General features: G+C 70.0%; 8 protein-coding genes and 1 pseudogene. 4 read left to right on the top strand and 5 right to left on the bottom strand.

Annotated features, from left to right (window positions below; all coding sequences use genetic code 11):
* Positions 1 to 36: 36 nt before the first annotated feature.
* The gene (locus AB0O34_RS10290; RefSeq protein ID WP_363914763.1) at positions 37 to 783 is read left to right on the top strand and encodes an SDR family oxidoreductase; all 747 of its coding nucleotides are present in this window, start codon (positions 37 to 39) and stop codon (positions 781 to 783) included.
* Here the strand turns inward: AB0O34_RS10290 and AB0O34_RS10285 are convergent.
* Positions 777 to 1211 (bottom strand): ATP-binding protein, encoded by a 435-nt coding sequence (locus AB0O34_RS10285; protein ID WP_363914761.1) that lies wholly within the window; start codon positions 1209 to 1211, stop codon positions 777 to 779. The genes AB0O34_RS10290 and AB0O34_RS10285 overlap by 7 nt on opposite strands.
* Positions 1212 to 1509: 298 nt before the next feature.
* On the opposite strand from AB0O34_RS10285, the gene AB0O34_RS10280 reads away from it, so the two are divergent.
* Positions 1510 to 3105 (top strand): hypothetical protein, encoded by a 1596-nt coding sequence (locus AB0O34_RS10280; RefSeq protein WP_363914759.1) that lies wholly within the window; start codon positions 1510 to 1512, stop codon positions 3103 to 3105.
* Here AB0O34_RS10280 and mptB read toward each other — a convergent pair.
* Together mptB and AB0O34_RS10270 are read right to left on the bottom strand one after the other, a co-directional pair.
* Positions 3095 to 4558, bottom strand: a complete 1464-nt coding sequence (mptB, locus tag AB0O34_RS10275; RefSeq protein ID WP_363914757.1) for a polyprenol phosphomannose-dependent alpha 1,6 mannosyltransferase MptB — start codon at positions 4556 to 4558, stop codon at positions 3095 to 3097. The genes AB0O34_RS10280 and mptB overlap by 11 nt on opposite strands.
* 612 nt (positions 4559 to 5170) lie before the next feature.
* The gene (locus AB0O34_RS10270; protein ID WP_363914755.1) at positions 5171 to 6979 is read right to left on the bottom strand and encodes a phosphatidylglycerol lysyltransferase domain-containing protein; all 1809 of its coding nucleotides are present in this window, start codon (positions 6977 to 6979) and stop codon (positions 5171 to 5173) included.
* A 148-nt stretch (positions 6980 to 7127) separates the two neighbouring features.
* Between AB0O34_RS10270 and AB0O34_RS10265 the strand changes: the two genes are divergently transcribed.
* Positions 7128 to 8324 carry an alpha/beta hydrolase-fold protein gene (locus AB0O34_RS10265; RefSeq protein ID WP_363914753.1) on the top strand — a complete coding sequence of 399 codons (1197 nt, stop codon included), beginning with the start codon at positions 7128 to 7130 and terminating at the stop codon, positions 8322 to 8324.
* Positions 8325 to 8365: 41 nt separating this feature from the next.
* Here AB0O34_RS10265 and AB0O34_RS10260 read toward each other — a convergent pair whose 3' ends face one another.
* A complete protein-coding gene (locus tag AB0O34_RS10260) occupies positions 8366 to 9025 on the bottom strand; it encodes a PaaI family thioesterase (protein WP_363914751.1) in 660 nt (219 codons plus the stop codon).
* A gap of 288 nt (positions 9026 to 9313) precedes the next feature.
* Between AB0O34_RS10260 and AB0O34_RS10255 the strand changes: the two are divergent.
* A pseudogene (locus AB0O34_RS10255) lies at positions 9314 to 9682 on the top strand (CHAP domain-containing protein); the annotation flags it as partial.
* Positions 9683 to 10068: 386 nt separating this feature from the next.
* Here AB0O34_RS10255 and AB0O34_RS10250 read toward each other — a convergent pair.
* Entirely contained in the window at positions 10069 to 10926 is an 858-nt protein-coding gene (locus AB0O34_RS10250; RefSeq protein WP_363914749.1) for a TIGR03619 family F420-dependent LLM class oxidoreductase, read from the bottom strand.
* Between the last annotated feature and the right edge of the window lie 14 nt (positions 10927 to 10940).

Genomic DNA, 10940 nt, shown 5'->3' with positions numbered 1-10940 from the left:
GCGCCGGGCTCCGCACATCGGACTCCGGAGGACCTCATGGGGATACTCGACGGGAAGGTCGCCCTAATCACGGGCGGGGCACGGGGCATGGGCGCCTCCCACGTCCGCCTGTTCCTCGCGGAGGGCGCACAGGTGGTCTTCGGCGACGTGCTCGAAGACGAGGGGAAGGCGCTGGCCGAGGAGACGGGCGCGGTGTACGTGCGGCACGACGTGACCCGGCCGCAGGAGTGGGCGCACGCCGTGTCGGTCGCCACCGGCACCTACGGCAAGCTCGACGTGCTGGTGAACAACGCCGGGATCCTGCGGTTCCGGCGGATCGCCGAGATGACCGTGGAGGAGTACGAACGCGTCCTCGACGTGAATCTCAAGGGCACCTGGCTCGGCGTGAAGTCGGTGATCGACCCCATGAAGGCCGCCGGGCGCGGCTCGATCGTCAACATCTCTTCGGTCGAGGGCTTCATCGGAGCAGAGGGGATGTCCGCCTACGCGGCCTCGAAGTTCGGCGTGCGCGGGGTGACCAAGTCGGCCGCCCGCGAGCTGGCCGGGATGAAGATCCGCGTCAACTCCGTGCATCCCGGGGCCATCAACACCCCCATGGTCGCGAATCCGGAGCTGGCCGAGATGGACGGCGAGGCCTTCGTCAAAGCCATGGTGATCAAGCGCTTCGCCAAGCCGGTCGAGGTCTCCCACGTGGTGGCCTTCCTGGCCTCCGACCGGTCCAGCTACTGCAACGGCAGCGAGTTCACCGTCGACGGCGGCCTGCTCACCGGCGCGGGCTACTGACCCTCCGGCGGCGGCCTCGATGTCTCGGACGGCCGCGCGCCGCACGTGAACCAGATGGTCTTGCCGCCTCCCGTGCGGACGGGCTCCACGCCCCATAAGTCCGTGAGGGCGCTGACGATCCGCAGGCCGCGGCCGTGCTCCAGCTCCGTCCCCGCGGCGCGGACGCGGGGCCATCCGTCGCCCCCGTCGGTGACGGCGCCGGTCAGGGTGCCAGGGCCCGCTCGGAGAGCCAGGTGGATGGGGGGAGCGCCGTGGATGATGGCGTTCCCCAGCAGCTCGGTGACGACGACCACCACGTCGTCGGCGAGGTCGTGCAGGTTCCACTCGGTGAGCGCCTCCCGGACCATCGCGCGGCACTTCGCCGTGACGCTCGGGTCGGCGGGCAGCTCCCAGCGGGCCTCACAGGGGCAGGATGGGATGCTGGTCATCACGATCTCCCTGGCCTTTCGCGCTTGGGGATGCTTCGGCCTCGTGACCGCCGCGCCGGGTGGGCGGCATCCGGTAACGGGGCGGACCTTTACCTTCAGGTGGGCGGCGGGTGCCTCAACAGGCGCTTGGAGGGGGTCTGTCTGTAGGGCGGGGCGCGCGATCGCGCGCCTGGACGCCCTGTGGCGTCAGAAACCGGCGCTCTGGCCGCCGATTCCTGACAACCCTCCGTAGTCGATTCACCGATCTGGCTACTCTCGGTGTCGGCAACACGCATCGACGGGGGTCGGAGGGTACGCGATGCCACGTAAGCCACGCAGCCTCAAAGAGGAGATGGACCGCCTTACCGCCGAGCTTCGTGAAAGGGGATCGACGTGGGCCGAGATCGCCCGGGAGTACCAGCGGCGCTACCGGCTCAACTCGCGGCAGGCATTCCGGGAGGCCCATCGCTTCACGCAGGACCGCGTCGTGGACGAGTGGAAGGCGCTGTGGCCGTCGGAGCCGTTCAGCGTCCGCAAGCTCGGCTCGTGGGAGGCGTGGCCGGCCATCACGGGCAACGAGCCCCCGGTCGCCGGGCTCAACCGGCTGGCCCGCATCTACGGATGCCGGGCGTGCGACCTCGTCGACGGCGAGGACCACACCGGGAGCGACCAGAACGCGAATGTCCCCCGCAGGCGGGATATCCCGCCCGCATTTACCACCGTTAGCCTCACATTTAGCGACATTAAGGGCATCTTGCCCGTTCAGCCGCTCCGTGGGCCGATGTCTCCAGGAGAACTGCGTGATCGGGAGTTCGAGCAACTCGTCCACGCCTTCACGGATTGGGCAACGCAGATGAATCGACGTGACGTTCTCGCGCTGATCGGAGCGGCCGCCACCTCCGCCTACGCCTCGCCGGTCCTCGACCGGCTCGACACCGACGAGCCGCAGCGCGTGGCGATGGCCTCGGCCAGTCCGAGCAGGGTCGACGACGCGACGATCGGCCACATCGACGCGGTGCTGCGGCACTGCATGCGCCAGGAGGACGCGCTCGGACCCCAGGTCACCGTGGCCACCGTGCTCGCCCAGGAACACCTGGTCGTCTCGCTGCTCTCCGCCGGGCCGCCCGCGCCGATGCGGTCGAAGTTACTCTCACTGCTCGCCGACATCCGCCGCTGCAACGCGTGGATGCTGTTCAACCTCAACGACTTCAAGGGCGCCGACTACTACTACTCGCAGGCGAGGAACGCGGCGCACCAGGCCGACGACGACGCGATGTGCAGCATGGTCCTCGCCAACTGGAGCCAGCTCGCCACCTGGCGAGGCGATCCGCGCCTCGGGGTCGAGCACGCGCTGGGCGCCCTGGCCTGGGGCCAGCGGGCGGGCAGCAAGCTCCTGACCGCCTACGCCTGCGACGTCGGCGCCCGCGCGTACGCCGCCGTGGTCAGGCGTTCCGCCAAGGGCGAGCGTCGCAAGGACCACACGCGCTGCTTCCGGTCGGTGGACCAGGCCCAGCGGGAGCTCCAGGGAGCCGACGCCGGCGATCCGGGCGCCCGGCTCGTCCCCTTCTACGGGGAGGGCCAGTACCTCTCGACCAAGACGGGCTGCCTGCTCGACACGGGCGACCCGGCCCAGGCGCTCCAGGTGGCCGCCACCGCGGTGGCCGGCATCGATCCCGCCTTCGTCCGCAACGTCGCCTATATCCGCCTGAAGACGGCGCAGGCCCACCTCCAGTTGCGCGACATCGAGCAGGCGTGTGAGGAGCTCGGAGAGGCGGCGCGCCTGGCCGGGCACAACACCTCCCCGCGCCTGGTCCGCTCGGTCGTGGAGACGCGCGAGAAGCTCGGCCCGTGGCACCGCACCCGCAGCGTGGCGGCCCTGGACGAGCGCCTGCACGCCGCCCGCCTCACCGCCTGACCGGCGGGCGGAAGGCGCCCGCCAGGCTCAGCACGATCACGCACAGGATGATGAGGTCCGCGGCCAGCGGGGCGACCCACGGCCGGTAGGTCTCGGAGATCCACTGGGTCATCGCGGTGGGCGCGAGGACGCCGGTGGCGCCGGGCAGGTAGATGAGGCCGGTCACCACCCCTCGGGCGACCAGCAGGCCGTCGAGCCGGCAGGCCGGCATGAGCGCCAGCAGGGGGAACAGCAGCGCGTCGTACCAGGGGTGCTGCACCGGTGAGGTGAGCAGCCAGCAGAGGCACCACGCCAGCGCCGGGCGTACGGAGGGCAGGTCGGGCGGCGCGGGGGGAAGCCGCCAGCACAGCAGGACGCCGATGAGGAACGCGGCGCCGAGGGTGAGCCGCCCCTCCAGGGCCGACTGCTCCATCCCGAGGCCCAGCGCGTCGGTGATCACGCGCCACGGATCCGCGAGCGAGTGAGAGCCGATCTTGCCCACCAGGTTGCCGAAGGCCTCGGGGCCCTGCGTCGCGTACGTCCCGGCCAGCGCGGCGAGCACGCCCATGGCCATGCCGGCGAACGTGCCCGCCGACCGGCGCGCGGCCCACGCCAGGCCCGCTCCGGCCAGGATGAACGGCGCCTTGACGGCGGCCGCCGCGCCGAGCAGGGCCCCGGCCGCCAGGCCCGCGACCACACCGCCCCGCCGCAGGGCGAGGAAGGCCCCGAGCAGCGGGAACACCCCGAGGCCGTCGACGTGGCCGCCCAGCACCACGTGCCACAGCATCAGCGGGTTCAGGCTCCACAGCAGGTGGACGCGGACGCGCCGCTCCCGGTCAGGGCCCGCCAGCCGGTCGAGCAGGAACGCCGACAGCAGGAACGCCAGCCCGGTCATGATCTTGAGCGCCAGCACGGTGCCCGCCATCGAACCGCCGCCCAGCCGCGAGGCGGCCAGCTGCGCCCAGGTGGCCAGCGGCCCGTACACCGAGGGGGCGTGGCGCCACGCGAGGGGGGCCAGCTCGCCGACCGGGTCCCCGATCGCGTGCAGCCACGCCGGGGCGGTCACGTACGGGTCCTGCCCGAGGGCGGCGATGCACCCGTAGACCGCGTAGTTCAGCACGTCCGTCGACCCGGCGGGCGGTACGAGCGCGAGGGCGGCGACGGAGACCACCGTGCCGGCGAGCAGGACCCCTCGCGGCGGGCGCCATCCGCGGCGCAGCCCGTACAGCGCGACGCCGACGCCGAGCCCGCCGGCGATGACGACCGTCCAGCAGAGCTGGATCACCAGCGTGTCGGAGGGCGCGGCCCGGAAGGACCAGGGCGGAGCGCCGCCGCCGAGGTCGGGCACCGCCGCGGACGGCCCGAGGAGGGCGACGGCCAGCATCACGGCGATCGCGACGGCGATCAGGGCGAGCCCCGCGTACCCGGCCAGGCGCGCGCGCCGATGCGGGGCGGTACCCGGACGACTCGTCATCGGCGGTCGGGAGACGGTTCGAACCGACGTCGGCACCGGCCAATCCTCCAGGGGGGAGCTGTCACGATGGTCACGCCGTCGCGGCGGCCAGGCCGCGAGACGGCACGCTCGCCAGACCTGCCCCATGATCGGCTCCTACTGAGATGCGACCGGATCGCTGACCTCACGGTAAAAGCAGCCGGGTCATCGGCAGCTTGGCGCGGCATTAACGTGATGCTTACCTTAAGCGAAGATCGCCCGAGTTGATGCCCTGTTGTGTTGATGGTCGGTGGCTCGCGGGAGAAGCGGTAGCATCGTGATCGACACAGTTCAGTTGAAGGCGAGAGGCCGCCTTTCCCGCGTGTTTCGCGCGGCCGAACATGTCAGCGGCGGGTTAACTTGGATTAGCGCCCGGTTAACGCCACGGGCTATCTTTCCGGCCGACTGATGAAGTGACGCTTACGTCATTCAAGTCCGGCACACGACTCTCGCGCGTTTTCATATTGTTATAGCCGGAGAAGCCGCGCTTTAAGGTAATAGAAGCCTGACGCGCCGTGTTTCCCGTCCGTTTATGGCCGTACGCGAACCGTAACCATTGAGCAAGCCCGCTATAAACGAATTTTTCCCCACTTTTTACGGCGAAACCGGTAGTGGACCACCGGATGGGGCGGGACCGGGCGGGATCGACCCGGACCCGGAGCGGCGCTTGCGCCGGAAGGGCAGCTTCGGCAGGCCGACGGTGAGGAACGCCTCCGCCTGGAGCGTCGAGATGCCGATGCGCGGCAGGTCACGGGCCGTCGGGTACACCAGGAACCTCGGCTCCCAGTAGGGCCGGAACTTGGCGTTGAACTTGTACAGCGACTCGATCTGGAACCAGCGCGACAGGAAGACCAGCAGGCCGCGCCAGGCCCGCAGCACCGGGCCCGCGCCGAGCCGCTCGCCCCGGGCGAGCGCCGAGCGGAACATGGCGAAGTTGAGAGACACCCTGGTCACGCCCAGAGAGGGCGCCGCCTGCAGGGCCTTGACGATCAGCAGCTCGTTGAGGCCCGGGTCGGCGTCGCGGTCACGGCGCATCAGGTCGAGCGAGATGCCGTTGGAGCCCCAGGGAACGAAGTGGAGGATCGCCCTGATGTCGCCCGCGGGCAGGCTCCTGCCCTCCTCACACGCCTTGTGCGCCGTGACGACGACGCACTCGCCGTCGGCGGGGTCGCCGAAGCGGCCGAGGGCCATGGAGAAGCCGCGCTCGGTCTCGGTGCCGCGCCAGGAGTCGGCCGCCGCGCGGATCTGCTCCCTCTCCTCCTCGCTGAGGTCACGGACGCGCCTGACCAGGCATTTGTAGCCCGCCCGCTCGGTGCGGTTGACCATCTGGCGAACGTTGCGCATGGTGCGGCCTTCGAGGGTGAAGTCGGCGACCTCGACGATCGCCTCGTCGCCGATCTCCAGCGCCGAGAGCCCCGCCTCGCGGGTCCAGACCTCGCCTCCCGCCTCGCTGCACCCGATGACCGCGGGGACCCAGGCGTGCCGCCTGACCTCCTCCATGAAGCGCTTGATCGCTCCGGGCCACGCCTCGATGTCGCCCACGGGGTCGCCGCTGGCGAGCATCACGCCGGCGACCACGCGGTAGGCGATCAGGGCCTTGCCCGACGGGGAGAAGATCACGCTCTTGTCGCGCCGCAGCGCGAAGTAGCCCAGCGAGTCGAGCTCTCCGTGGCGCGCGAGCAGGCCGCGCACCCGCTTCTCGTCGTCGCCGCTGAGCGCCGCCACGGGCCTTTCGGGGCGCAGAGCGAGGTAGAGCGTCGTGATCGCGGTGAGCGCGCCGAGCCCGGCCAGCGAGTAATACACCAGGTCAGCGGTACGGTCGAGAGAGTATTGGACCGGCCCCTCCATGCCGAAGAGACCGAGGAGCACATGCTGGAGCCGCTCGCCGTTGGTCGGCTCGCCCACCATCGTCGACGGGTGCACGCCGACGATGACCCAGCCGATGACGAAGTTGAGCACGCCGAGCGCGAGGAAGTTCCACAGGGCGCGCCAGCGTGACCGGGGATCCGATAGGGCATGGAACTCACGCCGATTGATCAGGAGAACGATGAAAAGCACCAGGCTGATGGCGGCGGTGGCGGAGTGACGCCATCGCAGGGCCTCCACCAGTGCTCCGAGGGGCAGGAGCACCACCACGGCCCGCCAGGCCCGCACCTTACGGCGGCGCAGGGCGTGGGCGAGCATGACGAGCAGCACGCCGACCAGGATCGAGGCCGCCGCGGCGAGCGTGGTGACCGTGCCCGGGAGGATGCCCGCGATGGCGCTGACGCGGCTCCGCCGGAAATGCGGGACCACGCCTCTGACGATGTCGAGTATCCCGATGGCGAGCGCGGCGTATCCGGCTGCCGCCGGCACCCATGAGCGCGACGCCAGCATGCGCGAAAGGCGTGTCCGATCCCTCACGTCAGGACACACTAGACGGTGAGGTCCGTGCGTTGTGCATCCGTGGAGTGATACATCCTTACCCTGGCCTTATTTCGATTGAGTAACTTTTGCTGGGCACTACCCTAAAAGATGCTGGGAGTGAGACCAAGACCGGGGGAGAGTTAGATTGGGACTCACAGCGACAAAGCTGGAGCTTCTGGTGGGCCTGCTGGCAGTGGCAGCGCTCGCCGCGTCAGTCTGGTGGATATGGCCCAGGCTGAGCGCGCGCACCTGGCCCGCCATTCTCGGGCGTGTGGGAGTTCTTCTGGGAAACCAGGTTCTCACCCTTTTCGCGCTCGCGCTCGTCATGAACAACTATTTCGGCTTCTACAGTAGTTGGAGCGACCTTTTCGGTACCGACGGCGCCTCCGCCGCGCCCATCGTGACCGATGCCGAGACAGGGCACGGGGACCCCGGCACGCCGCCGTCGAAGGGCGTCCAGATCATCAGCAGCGCGCACGTGCCGCTGATCACGACCAGGAAGGGCCACTCGGGGGGCAGGCTGGAGCAGGTCGTGATCTCGGGGGCCACCTCCAGGCTGAGCTCCCCGGCGTACGTGTACCTGCCGCCGCAGTACTTCGAGAAGAAGTTCGCCAACACGCGCTTCCCGGCGATCCTGGCGCTGACCGGCTACCCCGGCGACGCCCGCAACCTGGTCACCAGGATGAACATCCCGACCGTGGCCGCCAAGGCGATCGACCGCAACGAGATGGTGCCGACGATCATGGTGCTGATGCGCCCGACCGTGGCGCCGCCCCGCGACACCGAGTGCATGGACGTGCCGGGCGGCCCGCAGGTCGAGACGTACTTCACCAAGGACCTGCGGGAGTCGATGGCGAGCGCCTTCCGCGTGGGGACAGACGCCGCCAACTGGGGCGTTCTTGGCGGTTCCACCGGCGGATACTGCGCGCTGAAGATGAGCATGCGCCATCCGGAGGCGTTCTCCAGCGCGGTGTCGCTCTCGGGCTACTTCAAGGCGCCGATCGACGCCACGACCGGTGACCTGTTCGGCGGCAGCCGGAAGCTCCAGGACGAGAACGACCTGATGTGGCGCCTGGCCAACATGCCTCACCCGCCGATCTCCGTGCTGGTCACCAGCAGCAAGAAGGGTGAGTCCAACTACAAGACGACGCTGGCCTTCCTGGACGCGGTGAAGCCCCCGATGCAGGCGTCCTCGCTGATCCTGCCGAGCGGCGGGCACAACTTCAACACCTGGAACCGCGAGGTCCCGCAGGCCCTGCCGTGGCTGGCGCAGCAGCTGCACGTGCCGGTCGGCGAGGCGCCGGCCGCCACGCCCAGCCCCTCTCTGACGGCGACCCCGTGAACGCGTGAGGGGCGAGCGGGGGCTCGCCGCCCCTCACGCGATCAGGCGTTGACGGCCCCTTCGACGGGCCCGTCGCCGTTCGCCCACTGCGAGGGCGTGATGAACAGGCCCGTGGCCTCCACCAGGGTCGTCCCGTCCGGCGAGGCGATCGTGCCCTCGGCCCAGGTCTTGCGTCCCTCGGCGCGCGAGACGGCCGCGGAGGCCACCAGCGGCTCGCCGTAGGGAGCGGGCCGCCGGTATCTGATGCTCAGCGTGCCGGTCACACCTGCCCTGCCGGACGTGGCGACCGCGTCCCCCAGCAGGTGGTCGAGGATCATGGCGGTCACGCCGCCGTGAACGGACCCGGGCGGGCCCTCGTGGGCCGGCCGGAAGACCACCTCGGCCCTTGATCCCCCTTCGGCGGGCCTGTCGATGACGAGCGGGAGCGCGTACGGGTTGCACTCGCCGGTGACGGCGTTGCCGAGGTGCCGGAAGCGGCCGTCGGGGCCGAACTCGTGGGCCAGCGGGGCCGAGCGCCGGGTGGCGGTCAGCCGGTCGGTCAGCGCCACGAGGCCGGCGGTCACCGCGGTCAGCTCGTCCTCGGGCACGTCCGTCAGCACGACCGCGTCGACGAGGTCTCGCACCTGCTGGGCGAGCACGGCGAGGGCCGCGAGACGGGCCTCGCCATCGGACTCCTGGGGCGTGGCGAGATCGGGCATCATGCCGCCGATTCTAGGACGAGTCACCGAATGCCGTTCGAATCTGACCGTTTTAGTCATGTTTGGGTAAAGGAATCCCATTCGAGGATTGATCCGCAGACGGGCCGTACAGGGACGCGAACCCCGGTGGGCACGGGGTTCCAGGCGCGCGACCGCCATGGAGATGCCAGGTGGGGGTCAAGTTGACCCCCTTTTGACCTGGGATTTTCCTGACTAACGTCCTCCACCACAACACGGAACACCTGACGTACCTCAGCGTCGGTCGTACAAGCGGAAGGTCCCTCACTTCCTATGTCGCCTGAAGTTCAGAAGATCCTTGATTTGCTCAAGACCCAGCTCGGCTACAGCGAGCAGGGCGGCGGTTACACCAAGTTCGGAGATTGGTACGGCAACACGGTCGAGTTCGACTCCGACTACTCGGCCCAGCCCTGGTGTGACATGTTCCTGTCGTGGGCGGCCCACAAGCTCGGCTACGAGAAGTGGTTCGGCCAGTTCGCCTACACCGTCGACCACGCGAAGTGGTTCATCGGCCACGACGCCTGGGGCAGCACCCCCAAGCCGGGCGCCGTTGTGTTCTACGACTGGGGAGGCTCCGGCGTCGTCGACAACATCGACCACGTGGGCATGGTCATCTCCGTCGACGGTGACACCATCCACACGATCGAGGGCAACGTCGACGGCCAGTTCGTCCGGGAGAAGGTCAGGGACCAGAGCTCCGTCGTCGGCTACGGCTACCCCGACAAGATCCAGGCCAAGATGGCCCCCGAGCCCGTCCTGGCGAAGGCGCCGTCCACTCGCATCCCCCTCGCCGGTCCCGCGGAGGCCCCGTCGGTGACGCTCAAGGCCGCCGAGTTCCCGCTGTCCGCGACGGCGCTCGCGCCAAGGGCCGTCGGCGCGTTCACCACCGGCCCCCAGCAGGGCGACCTCGGCATGAGCGCCCTGGTGATCCCCATGCTCATCGCCGCCCTCGTCCTGATCGCCTACTTCAAGGTCACGCGGGCCTCCGTACGGCTGGCGCACGCCGTGACCAGGCGGAGCACGGGCACTCAGTCCACGACGGCCCGATCACGGACGCCGTACCGGTCGGCGAAATCCGCGAGCCTCGCCACCGCCTCGCGGCCCCGCGTCCAGGGACGGACGATCATGCGGTCCACGCCCAGCGCCTCCCAGCCGCCGATCTCGTCCGGCCCCGCCAGCGAGTAGGCGTGCACGGTGACGGAGAAGGGATCCGCCGAACCGTGGGCGCCGCGCAGGGCGGCCAGCCGGTCGAGCCGGGGACGGATCGACTCCAGCGTGTGCGGCATGCTGATCCAGCCGTCGCACAGGGTGGCCGCCCGGCGCAGCGCCGCGACCGACTCGCCCCCCGCGAGGATGGGCAGCCGCTCCTGGACGGGCTTGGGCTCGAAGGCGACCTGCGGGAACGCGAAGAACCGCCCGTCGTGAGCCACGACCGGCTCCGACCAGAGCCGCCTGGTCACCTCGATGGCCTCGTCCAGCCGTGGCCCGCGGGTCGCGAAGTCCACGCCCGCCGCCAGCCACTCCCCCGGGTACCATCCGGCGCCCACTCCGCAGATCGCCCGGCCGCCCGACACCACGTCGAGGGTCGCGAAGGCGCGGGCCGAGACGAACGGGTGCCGCAGGGCGTACAGGTGAACCGCCGTGCCGAGCCGCACCCGTGAGGTGAGGGCGGCCAGCCAGCACAGGTAGGCGGGCGCGTCGAAGAGCGGGGTCGCGGGTGAGATGCCCGGCCTGCCGGTTCCGGGATAGGCCGCCAGCGACAGGTCCGTGGCGAAGACGAGATGCTCGGGCAGCCAGACCGACTCGAACCCCAGCTCGTCGGCCGCCACGGCCACGTCCTTCCAGGCCGCCGGATGCAGCAGTCCGAGCGGGACGCCGAACCTCATCGGCCCACCTCCGC

The sequence above is a fragment of the Sphaerisporangium sp. NPDC088356 genome, assembly GCF_040685555.1.
In the GTDB taxonomy this organism is placed as follows: domain Bacteria; phylum Actinomycetota; class Actinomycetes; order Streptosporangiales; family Streptosporangiaceae; genus Sphaerisporangium.
Note: the sequence above shows the minus strand (reverse complement) of the source record. Positions and strands in the feature narration are given on the sequence as shown.

What these genes read in the sequence shown, in the direction of transcription:
- AB0O34_RS10285 (WP_363914761.1), bottom strand. Translation starts at nt 1,211, where the DNA reads ATGACCAGCATCCCATCCTGCCCCTGTGAGGCCCGCTGGGAGCTGCCC.
- mptB (WP_363914757.1), bottom strand. Translation starts at nt 4,558, where the DNA reads ATGACGAGTCGTCCGGGTACCGCCCCGCATCGGCGCGCGCGCCTGGCC.
- AB0O34_RS10260 (WP_363914751.1), bottom strand. Translation starts at nt 9,025, where the DNA reads ATGATGCCCGATCTCGCCACGCCCCAGGAGTCCGATGGCGAGGCCCGT.
- AB0O34_RS10280 (WP_363914759.1), top strand. Translation starts at nt 1,510, where the DNA reads ATGCCACGTAAGCCACGCAGCCTCAAAGAGGAGATGGACCGCCTTACC.
- AB0O34_RS10290 (WP_363914763.1), top strand. Translation starts at nt 37, where the DNA reads ATGGGGATACTCGACGGGAAGGTCGCCCTAATCACGGGCGGGGCACGG.
- AB0O34_RS10250 (WP_363914749.1), bottom strand. Translation starts at nt 10,926, where the DNA reads ATGAGGTTCGGCGTCCCGCTCGGACTGCTGCATCCGGCGGCCTGGAAG.